Genomic DNA, 21,563 nt, shown 5'->3' with positions numbered 1-21,563 from the left:
CAATGGTTACTTTGAAGGTTATGAAGACGGAATGTTCAGTCCATCTACAACTGGTGCAGGTGAATTTGAAGTAACTTATACTTTAGATGAAACTTCACCATGTGTGACAGGAACGGCTTCTGCTACTTTCACGATCACTGTTTTGGAAACCATTACTGCAGGTGAAGATATGACTGCCAGTTTCTGTGCTACTGATGGAGAGCAGGACCTATTTAACTTCCTGGATACCGAGGCTTCAACTGAAGGTGAATTCACATACAATGATGAAGTTCTTGTTGATGGAATGTTCGATGCCAGCGCCATGGGTGCAGGGTCTTACGAAGTAACCTATACCGTTGAGCCAATTAACGAATGTGGTGTTGCCACTTCAACCCTAACTGTAACCGTAAACGAAGTTCCAGACGCGCCGGCAGCTCCTCAATTGGATGCTTTCTGTGCCATCGAGATGGCAACTGGAGCTGACCTGCCAATGGCAGAAGGACAAACCTGGTATGCCGATGCAGATCTTACTACCATGGTAATGGATGATGATATGCTAGTTGACGGGCCTTACTACCTAACTGTTACTTCTGAAAACGGATGCGAATCTGATGCTACTGAAGTAGTAATAACTGTTAACGATTCTGACGCACCGACAATCAGCTCAACAAACCTTGAGTTCTGTGATGCAGATAATCCAACAATAGCCGATCTAACAGCTGAAATAATTGAAAGCGGTGAAATCACCTGGTATGATTCAGAAGACGGAACCAATGCACTTGGTACTTCTTCCCCGCTAACTTCAGGAACTTATTACGCTACTCTAACCGGAGAAACCGGATGTGAAAGCTCACAAAGACTAGCCGTAACAGTATCTGTAGAGACCTGTCCAATTCTTTATCCTGAGGCCATTACGCCAAACGGAGATGGAAGAAATGATACATTCATTATTGAAAACATCACTAATGAATATCCAAACTATTCTATTGAGATCTTTAACCGATGGGGTAATGTAATTTACAAAGGAAATGCTTCCACACCTGCATGGGATGGGACCTCTAACCAATCTGGTTCCTTTGGAGATGATGTGTTACCTGTAGGTGTTTACTTCTACGTGATTGATTTCAACGATGGAAGTACCGAACCAAAACAAGGTAAAGTATACTTAAGTAGATAATCAAAAGGATAAACACTAGAAAGAAATGAAAATAACAATCACAAAATATTTAATATTCGCGGGCATTATCCTTTTCTCTATTAAAGGTATGGCTCAGCAAGACCCCATGTTCACTCAGTATATGTATAATATGAGTGTTATTAATCCAGGGTATGCTACCGATGATCCAGGTATGCTTAACCTCGGTGGAATTTACAGGTCTCAATGGCAGGATGTTGAGGGTGCTCCAAGCACCTTCAGCTTCTTCGCTCACACCCCTGTAAGTGAACGCGTAGAACTAGGACTAACCGTAGTGCACGATGAAATTGGTGATATTGTAAAAGAAAACAACATCACTGCCGATTTCGCTTACGTACTTCCGGCAGGACAATCCAGCAAGATCTCATTTGGTATTAAAGGAGGATTAACCACTTACGATGCAAGCCTTTCGGGGCTTAGCGTAGTCGATCCAGGTGATCCAGCCCTGCAAGACGTTAATGAAGTATTCCCTGTATTTGGAGTAGGAGCTTTCTGGTTTGGAGACAACTATTATTTAGGTGCCTCTGCTCCCAACCTCTTTACTTCAAAGTACATTGAAAACGAACAAGGCCTTCAAGCCCTGGGTGAAGAAGAAATACATTACTACCTTACTGGTGGATATGTGTTTGATATCAGCCAGGATGTACGTCTAAAGCCTGCCTTTATGGCTAGAGCGGTTCAAGGGGCTCAATTAGCTGTAGATGTCACTGCCAATGTTCTTCTTTATGATAGACTGGAAGCAGGAATCGGGTACAGGTTTAACGAAACCATTACAGGACTTGTGAACTTTAAGATCACTCCTGCCTTAAGAGTTGGTTACGCCTATGATCATTTTACTTCAGATTTTCTGGGGTACAATGTGGGAGGAACCCATGAGGTTATGTTATTATGGGACATCGACCTCTTTGGCCTTACAAAAGGATATGACAAATCACCTAGATTCTTCTAAAAATAGCGAAACATGAAAAATATATATAGTACAATTTTATTATTACTGATAAGCATCACTGCCTTTGGTCAGAGCTCCCAGATAAAAGAAGGCGACAAGCTTTTTGCTCAAAGAGCTCTTATTGATGCCGCAGATGCTTATGAGCAGGTTGTAGATAAAAATCAGGAGGTTTTGCAGAACCTTGGTGATGCCTATTTCTACACTAATCAAATGGAAAATGCAGTTGAAACCTATCGATTGCTTTTCCTTAGACACGAAGCTCAGGCAGCTCCTGAATACCGTTTTAGGTTCGCTCACGCCTTAAGAGGTGTAGGTGAAAACGAAGAGGCTGATGAGCAAATGAGCGAATTCACTGGTAAGGATGTTAATTTTGACGAATTCCAGAGAGAACTCGATACCGTTGCCCCTCATGTTTACACCACTGATCAGATCATGAATAATAGCGCTGCAGCAGATTTCGGGATAGCTTATATGGGAGACCGTATTGTTTTCGCTTCCACCAGAAATCAGGAGCGTCCAATTTACCCCTGGAATAAAAAGCCGACTCTTGATCTATACAGTGCTGAAATGACTGAAGAAGGAGAACTGGTTGATATTATTCTGTTTTCAGATGAGATCAATACCGATTCTCACGAAAGTTCTGCAACCTTTAACGAGGATGCAAACGTAATGTACTTTGATCGCACCAGCGAAAAAAGAGTTAAAAACGAAGAAGGTGTAAGAGTTGCACACATCAAGCTTTACCGCGCTGAATTGGTCGATGGAACCTGGACTAACATTGAAGCCCTTCCTTTCACCAGCGATGAATACTCTACCGAGCATCCAAGCCTTAGTGCAGATGGAAGTAAACTTTACTTTGCCAGCGATATGCCAGGCTCTGAAGGGTCTTTCGATATCTATGTAGTAGATATTAATGAAGATGGAACTTACGGGACTCCACAAAATCTTGGAACTGGGGTTAACACTCCTCAACGTGAACAATTCCCTTTCATAAGTGAAGAGAATGTACTTTATTTCGCTTCAGATGGACACCAGGGATATGGAAACCTTGATGTTTTCAGAAGCGAAGGAGATTTTTCAGAAGTTCAAAACCTTGGCGCAACTGTAAACTCCAATCGGGATGATTTCGCCTTCGTAATTAAAGAAGGTGACGAAGAAGGTTATTTTGCCTCTAACCGAAGAGGTACAGACAACCTTTACCTGTTCAACCGCGAAGATTATGAACCTCCTGTAGTTGAATTCGAAGATAGAGAGACTAATGTGGAAACCGGAAGACAACAACTAAGAGATGTTGGAAATATTTACTTCGATTTTGACAAGGCAACTATCAAAGAAGAATCTGAGCCAACACTTAATAAGGTTGTAGATATTATGAAAAAATATCCTTCAATTAACATTGAAATAGGTTCTCATGCTGATGCCAGAGGTTCCGACCGTTATAATATGGAACTTTCTGAAAGACGTGCTGCTTCTACCCTGGAATATCTAGTTGAAAATGGAATAGACCGCAGCAGATTAACTTCTAAAGGATATGGCGAAAGCATGCCGCTTAACGATTGTACTCAACCAACAGGTTGTACCAACGAGCAATATGCTGTAAATCGTAGAAGTGAATTCACCATTATGGACACTAACGGAGAAACCGAGGAGACCGAAATGGAGGAAGAAAATTAATTCCTAATTAGAATACTAACTAACCAACCTTTAAAAGCCCCGGAGTTTCCGGGGCTTTTTTATTTTCTTTTTTATGGAGAAGCCCACAGTCAAACTTATATTTGTCCCATAGCAAATAAACCTATGGATCAAATTATAAAAGTCATCATCCCTGCCTATAACGAAGAAGCGTCCATAGGAAAAGTCATTGCTGAAATTCCGGAAATCGTTAAGGAAGTTATAGTAGTGAGTAACAATTCTACCGATGCCACCGAACAAAATGCCAGGACAGCCGGGGCCACGGTACTTTCAGAAAGTAGAAAAGGCTATGGATATGCCTGCCTAAAAGGGATGAAGTATATTTCAAACCAGAAAATCAAAACAGATGTTATAGTATTTCTTGATGGGGATTACAGCGATTATCCCCAGGAATTAACCAAAATCGTAGCTCCAATTTTGGATGAAGATGTAGATTTGGTCATCGGAACCAGGGTTGCAGAATTACGTGAAAAAGGTTCTATGACCGGCCCGCAGATTTTTGGAAACTGGCTCGCAACTTCCCTGATGAAATTATTCTTCAGAGCGAAATTTACCGATCTCGGCCCATTTAGGGCAATTAAATACGACAAATTGCTTGCCCTAAAAATGCAAGACAAAACCTATGGCTGGACGGTAGAAATGCAATTGAAAGCAATCAAAAAAAACTATACTTACACCGAGGTTCCCGTAAAGTACAAAAACCGAATAGGCACTTCAAAAGTTTCGGGCACGCTGAAAGGTGCTATCTTTGCAGGAGCTAAAATCCTGAGCTGGATTTTTAAATATAGTTTTAAATAATGGCAGTTGCAATTCTCATCCTGTATTCGCTCGCATTGCTGATAATATTCATTTACAGCCTCTCCCAACTTCAGCTTCTGCTTAATTATTTAAAAGCGAAAAAGCAGCCCGATATTTCAGCAAGATTCGACCTCAGCGATCCATTGCAAATCCCGATGGTCACCATCCAACTCCCACTTTATAATGAACTATATGTAGTGGAGCGGCTGTTAGACAATATTGCTGAAATCGACTACCCAAAAAACAGGCTGGAAATCCAGGTGCTGGATGATTCTACCGATGAATCGGTGGCTTTAATCGCATCCAAAATTTCTGAATTGCAGAAACTTGGCTTCGATATCCAACATTTTCACCGCGAAGCCCGAACCGGCTTCAAGGCGGGGGCTTTAAAGGAAGGCCTTAAAAGCGCAAAAGGCCAGTTCATCGCCATTTTCGATTCCGATTTTTTACCGAAAAAAGACTGGCTTCTTCAGACTGTACCCTATTTCAAAAATCCCCAAATTGGTGTGGTACAAACCCGATGGGCACATATTAATCGAGACTATTCATGGCTTACTAAAATCCAGGCCTTTGCTCTTGATTTTCATTTTATTCTGGAACAAACGGGAAGGAATTTTGGAAGACATTTTATAAACTTTAATGGTACGGCGGGCATCTGGCGAAAGGAATGTATTCTGGATGCCGGAAACTGGAGCGGTGATACTCTAACAGAAGACCTTGATCTTAGTTACCGCGCCCAGCTTAAAAATTGGAAGTTTAAATACCTGGAATATGTAGAAACTCCCGCCGAGCTTCCTGTGGCCATTAGCGCCGCCAAATCGCAACAATTTAGATGGAATAAAGGCGCCGCCGAAAATTTTAGAAAAAATTACTGGAAATTATTAACAGATAGATCAGCTTCTTTCAGCACAAAATTTCACGGATTTTTCCATTTACTCAATTCCAGTATGTTTTTGATCGTTCTGCTTTTAGCAGTCTTAAGCGTCCCGGTTTTATATATTAAAAACCAGAACCCACAATTAGTTTGGTACTTCAACTGGTTGGGAGTTTTTCTACTCAGTACTATTATTTTTTTCTTTTGTTATTATGTAGCCTGGAAAAAAATTCACGGTGGTAGCTTCAGAAGTTTTCTCAAATTTATCGGAATGTTTTTTAGTTATTTCTCGGTGGTAATGGGTTTTTCCCTGCATAACTCCATCGCAGTACTGGAAGGCCACCTGGGGAAAAAATCAGAATTTATAAGAACCCCAAAATTCAATATAAACAGGACAAACCAAAACTGGAAGACCAACAAATATTTAACTCAGGCGCTAAGCCCACAATTAATAATGGAGTTAGGGCTTTGGTTATATTTTGGATTTGGACTTTACAGCGCTTTTTTACTGAAGGATTTCAGTCTGGCAATTTTCCATTTCATGCTGTTCCTGGGCTTTGGCTTTGTGGTTTTTAAAACGATTCGGACTTAGTTTTGGGAGAATGAAAGAGTTTTTGAAAAACCATCGCTTCAGTATTATTGTCGCCCTCACGAGCATTGCTTTTTATTTCTCCTTTGCCTATAACCTAGATCGTAGCGATTTTATAAAACTCATCTCCCTCTATGGCGGATTGTTTTTTATGAACTTCAGATTAATCCAGCTTGAAAAAATCAACTTTTGGTCCCTTGCATCCTTAGCCCTTCTCTACAGGCTTATCTTTCTTTTTGCCTTGCCAAACCTCTCCCAGGATTTCTATCGCTTTCTATGGGATGGAAAACTAATCCTCGAAGGAATAAATCCCTATTTACACAAACCATCTGAATTGATTGGTAATTTTCAAGGAATTTGGACTGAACTTTACAAGGGAATGGGAAGTTTAAGTCAAAGCAATTTCACCAGTTATCCCCCGGTTAATCAATTGATTTTTGCTATATCGGCATTGTTAGGCGGGAAAACTATTTTGGGATCGGTAATGGTGATGAGAGTTCTTATCATCCTTGCCGACTTCGGGATCCTTTTCTTCGGAAAGAAACTATTGCAGCGTCTTCATCTTCCTAAGCATCAAATCTTTTGGTATATATTGAATCCTTTTATCATTATTGAACTAACCGGCAACCTGCATTTTGAAGGCGTAATGCTGTTTTTCCTGATTTTCTCACTCTATTTGCTTCACAAAGGAAAATGGTTAGCGAGTGCAGTCTTGCTTGGGGTTTCAGTTTCAGTGAAACTGATTCCGCTAATATTTTTACCACTTCTCTGGAATTATTTTAAAAATAATAAGAGGACAGAAAATCCAGATATTAGCAGGCTAAGTTTCAAGAAGCTCTTATCCTATTATTTTATAGTTGGGCTAACAATTTTAATAAGCTTTCTTCCTTTTATTTCTTCAGAATTTATCGCTAATTTTTCCAGCAGTATTGCGCTTTGGTTTCAGAAATTTGAGTTTAATGCAAGCATTTATTACGTGGTTCGCTGGATTGGTTTTGAATTAAAAGGTTACAACATTATCGCCACCGCCGGAAAAGTCCTAGCTGTTCTAACGTTCTTTATCATCCTTAGGCTTGCTTTCTTGAAAAAGAACCAAACCATGCCTGGGTTAATCACTTCAATGCTATTTGGAATAGCCGCTTACTTTTTCCTTTCTACTACGGTGCATCCGTGGTATCTGGTGACTCCTCTACTCCTGTCTGTTTTTACAAAATATGGTTTTATGATTCTATGGACCGGCCTGGTTTTTCTAAGTTATTATGCTTATTCCAATCCTGAATTTAAAGAAAACTACTGGCTCCTGGGAATAGAATATTTCTTCGTTTTCGGATTGTTGATTTTTGAAATTTTTAGAAATATGTACCAAACAAAAAAGCCTGTAATTTAACTTACAGGCTCTTCCTTTTATTTCAGAATATGATTTACATATCCAGTAAATAAGCAAATATCAAAGGTGCTACAATGGTAGCATCACTTTCGATAATATGTTTTGGAGTATTTATGTCTAATTTACCCCAGGTTATCTTTTCATTAGGAACAGCTCCAGAATAAGAACCGTAGCTGGTTGTAGAATCTGAGATTTGGCAGAAATAGCTCCAGAATGGCGTATCTGTTCTTTCCATATCCTGGTAAAGCATTGGCACAACACAAATAGGAAAATCGCCGGCAATCCCACCACCAATTTGGAAAAAGCCGATTCCGCTTTGGGAATTATCGGTATACCAATCTGCCAGGAAGGTCATATACTCTATTCCCGATTTCATAGTGCTGGCTTTAAGTTCCCCTTTAAGTACGTAGGAAGCGAAAATATTCCCCAGGGTACTATCTTCCCAGCCGGGAACCACCATTGGCAAATTCTTTTCGGCCGCGGCATACATCCAGGAATCTTTAATATCAATCTCGTAATGCTCTTCCAAAACTCCCGAAAGAAGTAATTTATAAAGGAATTCGTGAGGAAAATATCGCTCTCCTTTTTCTTCAGCGTCTTTCCAAATCTTTACGATTTTATGCTGAATTCTCCTAAAAGCTTCTTCTTCAGGAATACAGGTATCGGTAACCCGGTTAAGACCTTTTTCCAACAGATTCCACTCTTCCTGCGGTGTAAGATCACGGTAATTAGGCACACGTTTGTAATGTGAATGCGCCACCAGATTCATCACATCTTCTTCAAGGTTGGCTCCGGTACAGGAAACGATGTGCACTTTGTCCTTCCGGATCATCTCGGCAAAAATTTTACCAATCTCGGCAGTACTCATGGCTCCTGCCAGAGAAACCAGCATCTTTGAACCGTCCTGTAGCTGCTTTTCGTAATCTTTTGCAGCATCAACCAAAGCAGCAGAGTTAAAGTGTAAGTAATATTTTTCTATGAATTGCGAAATCGCTCCTTTACTCATCTTCGTCTAGGTGGTTATGGTTTAAATATTTGAATTTGTAGCTTAACATTTTATAGTAAAGTTTTGCCGCAAGAAAATCAGAAGATTTTTCATTTTCATTTGGGCAAAGTTCTACGATATCAAAACCAACTACATTTTTCTTTTTGAACATCAACTTAAGAAATTCCAGGGTTTCATACCAGAACAGGCCTCCCGGTTCGGGAGTACCGGTAGAAGGTAAAATAGAAGGATCCAACGCATCCAGATCTATAGTAATAAAAACATTTGGGGTCATTTGGCCAATAGCATCTTCCATCCAATCCTCGTAAAGATCATGTGCAAAATACACCTGGTTCTCGTCCATATGTTCTACTTCTGAAATGTCCATTGACCGAATTCCTACTTGAACAAGATTTGTCCTTTTACTGGCTTCATGCACTGCACAGGCGTGATTACAGGAAGAACCTTCGTATTCTGGTCTAAGATCGGCGTGAGCATCGAGCTGAACTACTGTAAGATCTTCAAAGCTTTCGTTAAATGCCCGAATGGTCCCAATGGAAACAGAATGTTCTCCACCGAAGATGGTCACAAATTTTTCCTGTTTAATATAGTTCTTCACAGTCTTATGAACCGCTTCAACCATCTTTTCAGGAGAAGAATTCTCGCTAACAGGTGGAGCTAAATATATGCCCTTTTTGTAAACCTCGCTTCGTGTTTCAATGTCATAAAGTTCCATGTTTTCTGAAGCCTCTAAAAAGGCTTCCGGACCTTTATCTGCGCCTTTTTGCCAGGAACTTGTTCCATCGTAAGGAACAGGAATTAATACCACTTTAGCATCGTCTATGCGAGAATACTTATCTGGTATCCCGGCGTAATTCTTTTTGTTCATTTTAAAAGTTGATTGAATAAGAGTTAGTTATATAAAGTTATAAAAAATTTATTTCCCATTATTATAGCCAAGAATTTTCAACATATCTTCTGCGTTCTGTTGTTCGCTAAACAATTTGGTTGTGATATTTCCATTTTCATCCTTATCGATAAGGATATGTTTGGGTTCGGGAATCAGGCAGTGATGCAATCCCCCAAAACCTCCAATTGTTTCCTGGTAAGCCCCGGTGTTAAAAAACCCGATATAAAGCGGTTTCTCTTTTTTATACTTCGGAAGGTAAATCGCATTCACATTTTGCTCTGAGTTGTAATAATCATCACTATCGCAGGTTAATCCGCCTAACAAAACTCTTTCATATTCATCATTCCAGCGGTTTAAGGCAAGCATAACAAATTTCTTGCTTATAGCCCAGGTATCGGGTAGGGTGGTAATAAAAGAAGAATTGATCATATTCCACTTTTCCCGATCGTTTTGTTGTTTCTGGTATAAAATTTCATAGATCGCACCACCACTTTCACCTACGGTAAAACTTCCGAATTCAGTAAAAACATTTGGCACATCTACTTCAGCATCCTCACAAACCAATTTTATCTGGTTGATGATCTCATCTACCATATACCCATAATCATATTCAAAATGCAGAGAATTCTTCACGGGGAAACCGCCTCCAATATTTAAACTATCCAAGGTTGGGCATACCTTTTTAAGGGCAACATACACCCTCAAACACTTTATCAATTCATTCCAGTAATAGGCGGTATCCCGTATTCCGGTATTTATAAAGAAGTGCAACATCTTCAGCTCCACCTGCTTGTTTTCCTTGATTTTTCGATTGTAAAAAGGAACAATATTTTTATAACCTATACCTAATCTGGAAGTATAGAATTCAAATTTAGGTTCCTCTTCGGAGGCTATTCTAATCCCAATAGGATATTTCCCTTCTATGCTTTCAGATAAAAGATCTATTTCCTCATAGTTATCTATAATAGGGATACAGTTTCTATGTCCATTATTAAGCAACCTGGCAATATTTTCTACGTATTGATCACGTTTAAAGCCGTTACAAAGCACATAAGTGTCATCGGTAATCTTCCCTTTAGCTTTTAGATTCTCTACAATATCGATGTCAAAGGCGGAAGAAGTCTCTATATGGATGTCATTTTTCAAGGCCTCGTTGAGCACGTGCTCAAAATGAGAACTTTTGGTACAGTAACAATAATTATAGGATCCCTTATAATTATGTTTCTCCATAGCATCGGCAAACCATTTTTTAGCTCTTTGAATATTGTCCGAAATTTTTGGCAGGTAATTGAATTTAAGGGGTGCACCATATTTTCGTACAAGTTCCATAAGGTCAATTCCATGAAACTTTAACTCATTATCCTCAAGAGTAAATTCTTCCTGAGGGAAATAGTAAGTCTGGTCTATTAAATCGCTGTATTTAGTATTCAATGGAGTAGTTTAAGAGTTCTAAAGTTAGAAATTAGGGATAAAATTACCGCATCAAAAACATTGATTGGTAAAAGTTTGTTAAGATGGATTTGACAACTGATAATTTAAAGCCTGAAATTTGATTAAACAGGAAATATTCTAAAAAAGCAGGAAAGCTTCCGAAGCAATGACGAAAAGAATTTGTCAATTATGTTTGTGTATTAAATGGTCCAAAATAAAACCCGGATTTTCAAAGGAAAAGCCGGGTCAAAAATATTAAAAAACTTAATACGAAATCACTTTTTTTAAAGCATGCCAAGATTAATAACTTCCTGGTCTGTAAGCCTTCTGAATCGGCCTCTGGGCAGGTCTTTTTTAGTGAGACCTCCAAAGACTACACGGTCTAATTTTTCTATCTCGTATCCCATACTTTTAAACAATCTCTGAATCACATGATTTTTGGTAGAGTTAGTTTCAAGGCCCACTTCATTTCTCGGTCTGTCGGCAATATAACTGGCATCCTGCACCTTCACTTTGCCATCTTCCAGAATCACCCCTGTTTTAATCTTATCCAGATGTTCCGGGGAGAGTGGTTTGGTAAGGCTTATATGATAGATCTGTCTTATGCCGTTCTTAGGTTTCCCTAGTTTTTTAGCAAGAGTGCCATCGTTAGTGAAGAGCAACAATCCCATCGCCTGGGTATCAAGTTTTCCAACGGGGTCAAGTTTTGATTTAGTAGCCTTGGCCATTAGTTCCATTACGGTTTTCCCACCTTTTTCCAGGCTTCCGGTAACGAAAACCCCTTTGGGTTTATTTAGTAAGAAATATTCAGGTTTTTCGGGATTCAAGGTTCTACCGTCAAACTTTACCTCATCGCTAAGTTTCACTTTATAACCCATCTCGGTAATAACCATCCCGTTAACCGTAACATTCCCGGAGGCAATATAGATATCGGCATCGCGACGGGAACATATCCCGGAATTAGCAATGTATTTATTGAGCCTGATTCCATCAGTCTTTTGAGTTGATTTAGCTGAAGCTGGTTTACCTGAAGTTTTGTCTCCGGTCTTTTTTGTAGGGGCATTTCCCCGGGCATAAGATTTTTTTCGTTGTCCACCACCTTGTCTTCCGCTGAATTTCCCATCTGAAGATTTATCATTTCTACTCATAGCTCTAATTTTTTGCAAAGGTACTGTATAAGTACAGATTAACTAAATTATAAAAAGAATAATATTTTCAGAATAAATTGATCTAAAACACCCGGCTAAGCACATCGCGAAGGTCGATAAGCAGAATACTAAATACTCCGGCTACGATAATCAATTTAAGTATGTTATGCAGCAACAGGTATTGCCATTTGGCTTTACTGAAATACAGGAATAACACGAAAAAAACCAATAAGACAAGCGAAGCATAAAAATAATAATCCATATAACCCGTATCAAACCTTGTGATAAGAAGTAAGGTAGGAACTACTGCAACCAGCGTTAATATTGAAAGGAAAAATTTACTCCATTTTTCCCCATAAACTACAGGAATGGTTTGATAATTCTGCGCCAGGTCCCCCTGCATATTCTCCAGGTCTTTCACCAGTTCCCGCATTACGATCATCAAATAAAGGAAGGTAGCGTGGAGAAAGATAACAGTCTCAAAATTCCTGTAGTACACGAATATCACAAAAAAGGGAGTTATAGTAAGAATCGAAGCTACCAGGTTCCCCAGAAATAAGATTTTCTTCAAGCGATGAGAATAAAGCCAGATAGCAAAAATGTAAATTGAAAAAAACAATACCATTTTGAAGGATACATAACTGGCAAAAAATATGGCAAGTAAATTCAGAATAAAATAGACCGAGAGTTTGGTGCGTTGGCTCACAATCCTGTCTAACATTGTTTTCTTTGGCCTGTTTATGAGGTCTTTCTCACTATCGTAAAAATTATTGATAATGTACCCTGAAGCGATAATAGTCGCTGAAGAAAGGATTAGAAAAAATAAATTATCATCGAAAAAAACTTCGCGTAAAGGTAAATCAGGGGCTAGAATAAAAGCCGAGGTAAGGTACTGAGCAAGGATTAGCACCAGAATATTATAGCCACGAACCACCGAAAACAAACTAAGCATTTTCAGCAACAAACGTTTGTTGGAGGTGGAAACCATTAAGAGCTTGTTTAGAAGTTGTAAACCACTTCTAATTTATAATCTTTTAAAGCTTTTCTAGCTTTTTCGATGTCTTCAGTAAAACCAAGAATGTACCCTCCTCCACCTGAGCCACAAAGCTTCAGGTAGTAATCGTTGGTATCAATTCCTTTTTGCCATAGTTTATGAAACTGCGCAGGAATCATAGGTTTAAAATTATCCAGCACAACGTGAGAAAGGCTTTTAACATTCTTAAAAAGCGATTTCACATCACCATTTAAAAAGTCATCTACACAGGCATCAGTATGTTTCACAAACTGGTCTTTAAGCATTCTCCTAAAGCCTTCCTGCTTCATGTTTTCCATGAAAATCCCAACCATAGGACCGGTTTCCCCGGTGCTTCCACTGTCAAGCAAGAATACGGCTCCTTGCCCATTCTCAGTTTGCGATGGAATCCCTGCAGGCTCAATATTGTCTTTTGAATTTATAAGAATAGGGATACTCAAATAGCTGTTAAGCGGATCAAGACCGGATGATTTACCATGGAAAAACGACTCCATTTTGCCAAAGATTTTTTTCAGCTTTAATAATTTATCACGGGTTAGATTCTCAAGAACCGTTATCTTATCTGTAGCATACTTATCATAGATAGCCGCAACTAAAGCCCCACTACTTCCAACGCCATATCCCTGTGGGATAGTAGAATCAAAGTACATTCCTTTTGAAATATCGGCCTTTAAAGAATCAAGGTCGAATTTAACAAGATCAGGATTGTTTTCTGAAAGTTCCCTAAGGTAATCGGCAAATTTACATAAACTCTTATTGGACTTGATAGCAGCTTCAGATGGATCTTCGTCTACCTTCAAGGCTCCGTTGTAAAAATTATAAGGAATTGATAAACCTTTGGAATCTTTAATGATCCCATATTCTCCGAAGAGAAGGATTTTTGAATAAAATAAAGGTCCTTTCATAAGCTCTGGTATAAACTGTACCGTTTTTGGGACAAAAAAGTTTAAGTAAATCTACAATTTTTCTGCACCTTTTCCAATAAGGTCGCAAATATACTGCCCTTTTTCGCAATAGACAACCAACTCATTCTTAATGAATTCCAAAACTTTATCTTTTTCCTCATTGGGATAGAGCACATGAACATTAGCACCTGCATCTAAAGTAAAGCATACCGGAACCCCTGTTGTCTCCCTGTACTCCCATATCTTATTGATAATCTCCAGGGTATTTGGCTTCATTAGAATAAAATAAGGATTGCTGCTCATCATCATGGCATGCAGCGTTAATGCTTCACTTTCTACAATTTTGATGAATTCCGGCAGATTTCCCATTTCAAAAATAGCCTGTAACTGGTCCAGGTTATCATGCGCCTGCGCAAACCGGGCCTCAGCAAAAGGATGACCATACATTAGATTATGTCCCAGGGTACTACTCACCTGTTTTTGTCCTTTGTCTACCAGCAAAATCGTGTCCTGGTAGGTTTTAAAAACCTCGTGCAACTTATAAGGATATTTGATACCGAAGAGATCACTGCTACCCGCCGTGCTAGCATGTTCCCCCCATTCTATAAGCTCTCCTTCAATGCTTCGGCAGGCACTGCCCGATCCTAATCTTGCTAGAAATGAAGCTTTTTTCAGAAAAAAATCTTCTGTTAAACCAGGATTCAATTTCTTTTCAAGACTCATCACGCAAAGAGCCAGGGCACTCATCCCACTGGCTGACGAAGCTATCCCACTACTATGAGGAAATGTATTTTTAGTTTGAATAAGAAGTTTAAAATCCTTTAAAAAAGGAGAGTATTGCTCAATACGTTCAAAAAACTTCTTGATCTTTGGTTTAAAATCGTCTTTCTTTCTTCCTTCGAAAAACAATTCAAAGTCATAATCTTCCCCTTTGATTTCCTTTTCCTGAAATTCAAGAGTAGTAATAGTTTTACAATTTTTCAAGGTAAAACTCACCGAGGGATTCGCCGGAATCTGGTTTTTTTTCTTCCCCCAATACTTCACCAGGGCAATATTGCTTGGCGATTGCCAGGCCACTTTGCCCAATGGTACTGACTTCTCATATTCTCCCGGAATAAAATCCTGTTCACACATTGTAAAAAATTTTAGCAAAGATAGCTTTTAACCTGAGATTGCCCATATAGATAACTTATGCTCAAAAGTTTTAAAATTCAATTTAATTCCTATTTTAGTAGTATCTAACAAACCGGAAGATGACAAGGAAACTTCTCATACGCAGTTCTATAGCAATTGGCATTTGCCTGCTTTTTGGATTTGTTGGTGCGGTGGCTACCCAAACCGCTATGAATGGCTGGTATACAGCTTTAGATAAATCCTGGTTTAACCCGCCAGAGTGGGTCTTTGGCCCGGTCTGGATGTTAATGTACGTTCTTATGGGTGTAGCCGCTGGGATCGTGTGGACCAGAGGTTTTTATCATAAATGGGTAAAAACGGCTCTTTATCATTTTGGATTTCAGCTCTTATTCAACGGGTTTTGGTCCTTACTTTTTTTCGGCCTAAACGAACCCTTTTGGTCATTACTTGCGGCCATTACTCTTTTTATCCTGGTAATACTTACAATTAGATGGTTTAAAGTAGTGAATCTTCTCGCAGCATACCTTCTTATTCCATACGCTGTCTGGGTGCTCCTGGCCCTGGCCCTAAATCTTGAGGTCTGGTATCTTAATTAGTACTCATAGCCTTTGCAGCAAGAAATCCACCGGTCCATGCATTCTGAAAATTGAATCCGCCGGTTACCGCATCTATATTTAAAATTTCTCCCGCCAGGAACAGGCCCTTATGCGATTTACTCTCGAAAGTTTTAAAATTCACCTCTTTGAGATCTACTCCACCTGCAGTTACAAATTCTTCTTTAAAGGTGCTTTTTCCATTTACCGAGAATTCTGCATCACAAAGTTGATCGATTAAAGCTTCCAACTGGCTTTTATTCACTTCTGCCCAGGTAGTCTCCGAACCTATTCCTGCTGCCTCAACCAGGCTCTGCCATAAGCGTTTTGGAAGATTAAACCTGGAGTATTTTACCACTTGCTTTTTTGCTTCCTTAAACTTAAGATCCTTTAATTCTTTCTGAATTTCTTCAGAATTCATCTCGGGTAACCAATTCACTTTAATCTCAAACTTATAATTTTCAGCATAAAGTTCCCTGGCACCCCAGGCTGATAATTTTAAAATTGCCGGCCCGCTCATTCCCCAGTGCGTGATAAGCAGAGGACCTTCGCTTTCCAATTTAGTTTCTTTAGAATTAAGTTTTATCCGCACAGAAGCTTCGGTGGCAATTCCCGCCAGACTTTTTATGCGTCTATCTTTAATATTGAAAGTAAATAATGAGGGCACTGCAGGCACAATGCTATGCCCAAGCCTGGCGAGAAGTTTCCATATTTTAGGATTACTTCCTGTAGCCAGCATAATCTTTTCTGCTGAAAAATCTCCTTTGTTGGTCCTGACAATCCATGTCTCCCCTGTTTTCTTAAGCTCCTGAACCGAATGGTTCTTTAGCATCTGTATCTTCAATCTTTCAACTTCATTCAGGAAACAATTAATTATACTTTCCGAAGAATCTGAAACCGGAAAGATACGTCCATCATCTTCGATCTTTAGCCCTACTCCCCTTTTCTCAAACCACTCCATCGTATCGCCGGTCATAAAATTATGAAATGGACCAAGCAACTCTTTTTCCCCTCTTGGATAATTAGCGCAAAGCTCTTTAGGAACAAATTCGGCATGAGTTACATTACAACGGCCTCCTCCCGAAATACGAACTTTAGAAAGCACTTCTTTCCCCCGTTCCAGGATGGCAATCTTCAAATCCCGGTTCATTTCAGCAGAATTTATTGCTGTAAAGAAACCCGCGGCTCCCCCTCCAATTATAATAATGTCGTATTCGTGCATTTTAATTGACCAGTTTATTAAGCCTATCCGGAAAATCTGAAATAATTCCGTCTACTTCAAAATCTATCATTCTGCTAATATCTTCCGGTTCATTAACCGTCCAGACATTCACTTTAAATCCGGCCCGGTGGGAATTCATAACACTATCTCTTGTAATTATTCCTAAGGAAGGATGAATAGCCTGTGCCTTCAGCAATTTCCCGAGTTCGATGGCTTCACTTACGCTGGCTTTACTCAAAATTCCAAGGGGAATTTTCTCATCAAGTTGCCTTAATTTGAAGAGTTCATTCTTCTGAAAACTGGAAACAATAAAATCCTGATATTTCCAGTTTTCTTTTGCCATATAATCCTGAATTATTTCTGAAGTACCTGCAGCAGTATTTAAACCTTTCAATTCAATATTAACACTACATTTTTCCTCAATAAGGTCCAGGACTTCAGTAAGAAGGGGAATGCTATAATGTTCTTCAACCTTAATTATTTTTAATTCTTCCCAGCTCTTTTTAGCAATTTCTCCACTTCCATTAGTGGTACGGTCTAAGGTGAAATCATGAAAAACAACAATTTCACCCGTTTTACACCGGTGGACATCAATTTCAATGGCATCAACACCTATCTCAATAGCCTTTTGAACACTCTCCAGGGTATTTTCAGCCAAATGGCCTTTTGCTCCTCTGTGTCCTATTTTCAGAATAGAATTCATAAGGCAAAGGTAAAAGCTTTATTGAAATGGATTAAGCTCAAAGCAAATCTTTAGAAAGGCTTATTACTACTTAACATTTTTTTAATGGGAGGCTTCCCTAATTTTAAGGATTAAACTAATTCCTTCTTGGTTAATTAAATCTCTACCTACAATTAGCAAAAGTCTAATCAAAAAATTATAAAAATGGACAAATGGTTTGAATTTTCTATCGACTCTTTAATAGCTATCGCCCTTACTGCTACAGGAATTTATTTAGCCGTAATTATATTTACCCGCATAGCCGGTAAACGCAGTTTTTCAAAAATGTCAAGTTTTGATTTTGCAATGACTGTTGCTGTTGGGTCTATTCTGGCAACTACGATTCTTTCAGCCTCGGTAAGCTTAACTCATGGAATTACGGGCCTTGCAGCTGTATATATTTTACAAATTCTGGCAGCTATTGGCAGGCGGTTTTCATGGTTTCAGGAAGCGATAGATAATTCGCCTCTATTGCTAATGGACGGAAATAATATTCTTCACGAAAACTTGAAAAAAGCAAGGGTTACAGAAGGTGATCTCCGTTCAAAACTAAGGGAAGCGAATGTTCTGAACCTCTCCCAAGTACGGGCGGTAATTTTTGAAACCACAGGGGATATTTCGGTAATGCATACTTCTGATGAAAGACAAAAATTAGAAGATTGGCTTATTAAAGACGTACAAAATAAATAACATATCATGCTAAGCTGGACAGATATACTTGGACTTGTAGCAGGGGTTTGCACAACTGCTGCTGTGATTCCCCAGATTAAAAAAGCCTGGAAAACCAAAAAAGTGAAAGATGTTTCCCCCGGAATGTTCACCATTTTAGTGATAGGGGTTTTTTTATGGGTTATCTACGGAATAATCCAGGAGGATTTGCCGATAATTGCAACCAACGGGGTTAGCTTAGGTCTAAATGGCGTAATGCTTTACCTAATGCTTCGGTACAGGGATACCAACAAAAACCAATAGCTGTTAATCTTCTTTAATCTTAAACTAAAGTCTTCTTAAACCACTTGAATGTAATCTGGTATACTGCTATTTTTATAACAAATGCATAAAAAATGAGTACGGCAGCCCAAACCTCTTACAAAGATTTCAGGGAATTTATTATCGATAAGGACCACCCCTGTATAATGGCGCAAACGGTATTCAGCATGGATAAAGCTGAAATTCATAACTATGATAATTTCGGTTCGCTGGAAACCGGTAAAAAAATCCTTAATGACCTGAAGGAATATCTGGAAAACTATGATTTTAATTCTAATGATTTCTACACCTTTATAGCTGCTTTTCCGGAGAAGAAAGATTATTCTGAAGCAAAATTTGAAGAATTACTATGGAAACAATTACAATTTATCCATGAGGCAGATGATAAAGAATGGGACCCAGAGGTGAGCAAGGATCCGGAAAGTAAAAACTTCAGTTTTAGTATAGCCGGAAAATCATTTTATATCGTGGGGCTTCACCCTAACAGCAGTAGAAAAGCACGACAAAGCCCATATCCGGCACTTACTTTTAACCTGCATTGGCAATTCGAAAAACTAAGGGAAATGGGTGCTTATCAAAACGTGCGGGATAAGATCCGGGAACGTGATATCGAACTCCAAGGCCATATAAACCCTATGCTCGAAGATTTTGGTGAAAGCAGCGAGGCCAGGCAATATAGCGGACGAAAAGTTGGAGAAGAATGGAAATGTCCGTTTCTTCACGGGAAAAACAAATAAATGTACCAACCCAGGAAATACCAGAAAAAATACTCCAATTATATTTTTAACTTTATCCGGCAACACCCGTTCGCCACTTTCATTCTTAAGGGGGAGCGTTTTCTTGCAACTCATATTCCGGTTTTGGCGGATGGTCATGCTGAGAATTTCAGACTCTACAGCCATATAGCCAACCATAATGAACAATTAAAACACCTTAAAGACGGGACTGAGGTCTTACTGATATTTCATGGGGCTCACGGGTATATCTCGTCCTCCTGGTACAAGGAAAAAGATATAAGTACCTGGGATTATTCGGCGGTTCATGTGAATGCCAGGATTAAAATTCAATCTAAAGAAGAATTGGAGCAATCACTGATTAAACTGGTTTATAAATTTGAAAAGGATCAGGAAAAACCATTAATGTATAAGGATATTCCTTCAGAAATAATTACAGACCATCTTCCGCATATCACCGGTTTTTGGTGTGAACCATTTAAAATTGAAGGGATAGCCAAGCTGCATCAGGCTTACGATTCAGAAGACCTCAACAGAATTAGCAAAAAACTACAGCAGCGGGCCAACCCTATGGATTACGTTTTAGAAAAAAATATCAAAGCTGAAAATGATACAAAAGATAGATAAACAAAGTGGAGAAGCCTTTTCTCTAAAAAAGGGCCAGAAATTGAAGGTGATAAGCCCCGAAGCCGAACAGGTAAGCGATATGGTGTTGTTTAATGCGAATGATCCCCGGGAGAAACTTTCCTCGGGAAAAACCCTGGATTTTGAGGAAAGTATCCTTATTACCAAAGGCAATTTTTTATGGAGTAACCGTAGTCAAAAATTAATGGAGATCCTGGAAGATACTAATGGCCGTAATGATTTTTTACTGGCCCCCTGCAGCCCGGAGACCTTTGAAATAATGTATGATCATAAAGGGTACCATCCCAGTTGCTTTGAAAATCTCTACAAAAATCTGAAAAAATTCGGGATAGAACCCGATGATGTCCCCACGGCATTCAATATTTTCATGAATGTGCAATTTGACAGTAAAGGAAAACTTAGCGTAGATCCACCACTAAATAAGGCAGGAGATTACATACTTTTTGAAGCTAAAATGGATCTTATTATTGGTCTAACTGCCTGCTCTGCGGAAGACAGCAATAATGGCAGCTTCAAGCCCATTCATTTTGAAATTATCGATTAAGCCTCTAAGGGCTCCTTCTTTTTTCTTCTAAAGCGCATATTGAGCATTTCTATAGCCAGAGAAAAGAAAACAGAAAAGTAGATGTATCCTTTTGGCACATGATAGTGTAAGCCTTCAACGATTAGCATCACTCCAATCAGGATTAAAAATGATAGGGCCAGAATCTGGATTGTAGGATGTTTATTTACGAACTCACTCACCACTTTGGCAAATATCATCATCACGATTATGGCTATGGTTATGGCTATGATCATTAACAAAACTGCATCGGTTAAACCTATAGCCGTTAAAATAGAATCGAAAGAGAAGACAAGATCAAGCATTACTATTTGCAAAATAGCATAACCGAAGGAATTTACACTTTTCACCTTCGAGGTTTCTTCATGCCCTTCAACTTTTTGATGTATCTCAAGGGTACTCTTCACCAGTAGAAAAATTCCTCCCGCCACCAGGATAAGGTCTTTCCAGCTCAATTCAAATTCCATATATTCTAGCACAGGCTCTGTAAGGCCAATGATCCAGGTAATACTTAGCAGCAGTAAAATTCGCATAATAAGCGCGATTGAAAGACCACCAATTCTTGCCTTCTTTTGCTGATCTTTAGGCAGCCTCCCCGCAACTATAGAAATAAAAATAATATTATCTATACCCAGCACGATTTCCATAAAAGTAAGAGTGAGTAAAGCAATCCAGGTATCTGGCTGAAGAAAAATTTCCATTAATTTATATTTGGTTAGCTAAGAGCAGGATTAAAATTAGAAAAAATATTTTCGGTTTTTACAGCTTCTTATGAAATAAAAAAGGCCACTCTTTTACGAATGACCTTAAAAAATATATAATATTAATTTTGTTAAGAGACTGCTTTTAGCTTGTTAATAGTAGATTTATTAAGTTTATCTTCCGCGTAATCCCTATTCACTATAAGTTTTGTTTGGTTGCTCTCAGGCATATCAAACATCGCATCGGTAAGTACCGCCTCACAAAGTGAACGAAGCCCCCGTGCACCAAGTTTATACTCTATAGCTTTCTCTACAATGTAATCCAGAGCATCTTCGGTCATATCGAATTCAATTTCGTCCATCTCAAAGAGTTTCTGATATTGCTT

Annotated in this window: 22 protein-coding genes and 1 pseudogene; 12 read left to right on the top strand and 11 right to left on the bottom strand. The window is 39.0% G+C overall.

The genetic code is table 11. The features are described from left to right. From VIM94_RS09860 to VIM94_RS09835, 6 genes are all read left to right on the top strand, one after another. A partial coding sequence (locus VIM94_RS09860; RefSeq protein WP_332039131.1) for a gliding motility-associated C-terminal domain-containing protein occupies positions 1 to 1,156 on the top strand: 1,156 nt, incomplete at its 5' end. A gap of 25 nt (positions 1,157 to 1,181) precedes the next feature. Continuing rightward, positions 1,182 to 2,123, top strand: coding sequence for a type IX secretion system membrane protein PorP/SprF (locus tag VIM94_RS09855; RefSeq protein ID WP_332039130.1), 942 nt, complete (start codon positions 1,182 to 1,184; stop codon positions 2,121 to 2,123). A 12-nt stretch (positions 2,124 to 2,135) separates the two neighbouring features. Further along, positions 2,136 to 3,797: an OmpA family protein gene (locus tag VIM94_RS09850; RefSeq protein WP_332039129.1), complete on the top strand. Its 1,662-nt coding sequence runs from the start codon at positions 2,136 to 2,138 to the stop codon at positions 3,795 to 3,797. A gap of 123 nt (positions 3,798 to 3,920) precedes the next feature. After that, positions 3,921 to 4,613, top strand: a complete 693-nt coding sequence (locus tag VIM94_RS09845; protein WP_332039128.1) for a glycosyltransferase family 2 protein — start codon at positions 3,921 to 3,923, stop codon at positions 4,611 to 4,613. Continuing rightward, positions 4,613 to 6,079 (top strand): cellulose synthase family protein, encoded by a 1,467-nt coding sequence (locus tag VIM94_RS09840; protein ID WP_332039127.1) that lies wholly within the window; start codon positions 4,613 to 4,615, stop codon positions 6,077 to 6,079. Before VIM94_RS09845 ends, VIM94_RS09840 begins: the two co-directional genes overlap by 1 nt. Before the next feature lie 10 nt (positions 6,080 to 6,089). Beyond that, the gene (locus VIM94_RS09835) at positions 6,090 to 7,463 is read left to right on the top strand and encodes a glycosyltransferase 87 family protein (RefSeq protein WP_332039126.1); all 1,374 of its coding nucleotides are present in this window, start codon (positions 6,090 to 6,092) and stop codon (positions 7,461 to 7,463) included. A 34-nt stretch (positions 7,464 to 7,497) separates the two neighbouring features. Here VIM94_RS09835 and VIM94_RS09830 read toward each other — a convergent pair whose 3' ends face one another. The 7 genes from VIM94_RS09830 to VIM94_RS09800 form a co-directional block, all read right to left on the bottom strand. Further along, complete coding sequence (locus tag VIM94_RS09830; protein ID WP_332039125.1) at positions 7,498 to 8,469, bottom strand: deoxyhypusine synthase family protein; 972 nt, start codon at positions 8,467 to 8,469, stop codon at positions 7,498 to 7,500. After that, positions 8,462 to 9,337: an agmatinase gene (speB, locus tag VIM94_RS09825; RefSeq protein WP_332039124.1), complete on the bottom strand. Its 876-nt coding sequence runs from the start codon at positions 9,335 to 9,337 to the stop codon at positions 8,462 to 8,464. The genes VIM94_RS09830 and speB overlap by 8 nt, the downstream gene beginning before the upstream one ends. 48 nt (positions 9,338 to 9,385) lie before the next feature. Then, entirely contained in the window at positions 9,386 to 10,789 is a 1,404-nt protein-coding gene (locus tag VIM94_RS09820) for an arginine decarboxylase (protein ID WP_332039123.1), read from the bottom strand. A gap of 284 nt (positions 10,790 to 11,073) precedes the next feature. Next, positions 11,074 to 11,937: a pseudouridine synthase gene (locus tag VIM94_RS09815; RefSeq protein ID WP_332039122.1), complete on the bottom strand. Its 864-nt coding sequence runs from the start codon at positions 11,935 to 11,937 to the stop codon at positions 11,074 to 11,076. Positions 11,938 to 12,019: 82 nt separating this feature from the next. After that, entirely contained in the window at positions 12,020 to 12,925 is a 906-nt protein-coding gene (locus tag VIM94_RS09810) for a geranylgeranylglycerol-phosphate geranylgeranyltransferase (RefSeq protein WP_332039121.1), read from the bottom strand. A gap of 11 nt (positions 12,926 to 12,936) precedes the next feature. Next, positions 12,937 to 13,875 carry a mevalonate kinase gene (locus VIM94_RS09805; protein WP_332039120.1) on the bottom strand — a complete coding sequence of 313 codons (939 nt, stop codon included), beginning with the start codon at positions 13,873 to 13,875 and terminating at the stop codon, positions 12,937 to 12,939. Between the two features lie 51 nt (positions 13,876 to 13,926). Then, positions 13,927 to 15,009: a diphosphomevalonate decarboxylase gene (locus tag VIM94_RS09800; RefSeq protein WP_332039119.1), complete on the bottom strand. Its 1,083-nt coding sequence runs from the start codon at positions 15,007 to 15,009 to the stop codon at positions 13,927 to 13,929. Positions 15,010 to 15,128: 119 nt separating this feature from the next. Between VIM94_RS09800 and VIM94_RS09795 the strand changes: the two genes are divergently transcribed. Then, the gene (locus tag VIM94_RS09795; RefSeq protein WP_332039118.1) at positions 15,129 to 15,605 is read left to right on the top strand and encodes a TspO/MBR family protein; all 477 of its coding nucleotides are present in this window, start codon (positions 15,129 to 15,131) and stop codon (positions 15,603 to 15,605) included. Here VIM94_RS09795 and VIM94_RS09790 read toward each other — a convergent pair. Both VIM94_RS09790 and VIM94_RS09785 read right to left on the bottom strand, forming a co-directional pair. Further along, a complete protein-coding gene (locus tag VIM94_RS09790) occupies positions 15,598 to 16,824 on the bottom strand; it encodes an NAD(P)/FAD-dependent oxidoreductase (RefSeq protein WP_332039117.1) in 1,227 nt (408 codons plus the stop codon). The two genes, VIM94_RS09795 and VIM94_RS09790, sit on opposite strands and share 8 nt — an antisense overlap. 1 nt (position 16,825) lies before the next feature. Continuing rightward, the gene (locus VIM94_RS09785) at positions 16,826 to 17,527 is read right to left on the bottom strand and encodes a glycerophosphodiester phosphodiesterase (protein WP_332039116.1); all 702 of its coding nucleotides are present in this window, start codon (positions 17,525 to 17,527) and stop codon (positions 16,826 to 16,828) included. A 183-nt stretch (positions 17,528 to 17,710) separates the two neighbouring features. Between VIM94_RS09785 and VIM94_RS09780 the strand changes: the two genes are divergently transcribed. The 5 genes from VIM94_RS09780 (at position 17,711) to VIM94_RS09760 (ending at position 20,458) form a co-directional block, all read left to right on the top strand. Continuing rightward, a complete protein-coding gene (locus tag VIM94_RS09780; protein ID WP_332039115.1) occupies positions 17,711 to 18,235 on the top strand; it encodes a DUF421 domain-containing protein in 525 nt (174 codons plus the stop codon). A gap of 6 nt (positions 18,236 to 18,241) precedes the next feature. Beyond that, positions 18,242 to 18,517 (top strand): SemiSWEET transporter, encoded by a 276-nt coding sequence (locus tag VIM94_RS09775; protein WP_332039114.1) that lies wholly within the window; start codon positions 18,242 to 18,244, stop codon positions 18,515 to 18,517. A 92-nt stretch (positions 18,518 to 18,609) separates the two neighbouring features. Beyond that, positions 18,610 to 19,272 carry a guanitoxin biosynthesis heme-dependent pre-guanitoxin N-hydroxylase GntA gene (gene gntA, locus VIM94_RS09770; RefSeq protein WP_332039113.1) on the top strand — a complete coding sequence of 221 codons (663 nt, stop codon included), beginning with the start codon at positions 18,610 to 18,612 and terminating at the stop codon, positions 19,270 to 19,272. Further along, positions 19,273 to 19,896: an FMN-binding negative transcriptional regulator gene (locus tag VIM94_RS09765; RefSeq protein WP_332039112.1), complete on the top strand. Its 624-nt coding sequence runs from the start codon at positions 19,273 to 19,275 to the stop codon at positions 19,894 to 19,896. After that, positions 19,877 to 20,458, top strand: a complete 582-nt coding sequence (locus VIM94_RS09760; RefSeq protein ID WP_332039111.1) for an urea carboxylase-associated family protein — start codon at positions 19,877 to 19,879, stop codon at positions 20,456 to 20,458. The genes VIM94_RS09765 and VIM94_RS09760 overlap by 20 nt, the downstream gene beginning before the upstream one ends. Here the strand turns inward: VIM94_RS09760 and VIM94_RS09755 are convergent. Together VIM94_RS09755 and VIM94_RS09750 are read right to left on the bottom strand one after the other, a co-directional pair. Beyond that, complete coding sequence (locus tag VIM94_RS09755; RefSeq protein WP_332039110.1) at positions 20,455 to 21,177, bottom strand: TerC family protein; 723 nt, start codon at positions 21,175 to 21,177, stop codon at positions 20,455 to 20,457. The genes VIM94_RS09760 and VIM94_RS09755 overlap by 4 nt on opposite strands. A 131-nt stretch (positions 21,178 to 21,308) precedes the next feature. Further along, a pseudogene (locus VIM94_RS09750) lies at positions 21,309 to 21,563 on the bottom strand (ATP-dependent Clp protease ATP-binding subunit ClpX); the annotation flags it as partial.

Origin of the sequence: Salegentibacter sp. (assembly GCF_036568425.1) — a bacterium.
In the GTDB taxonomy this organism is placed as follows: domain Bacteria; phylum Bacteroidota; class Bacteroidia; order Flavobacteriales; family Flavobacteriaceae; genus Salegentibacter.
This window is presented reverse-complemented; position numbering and strand designations above follow the sequence as displayed.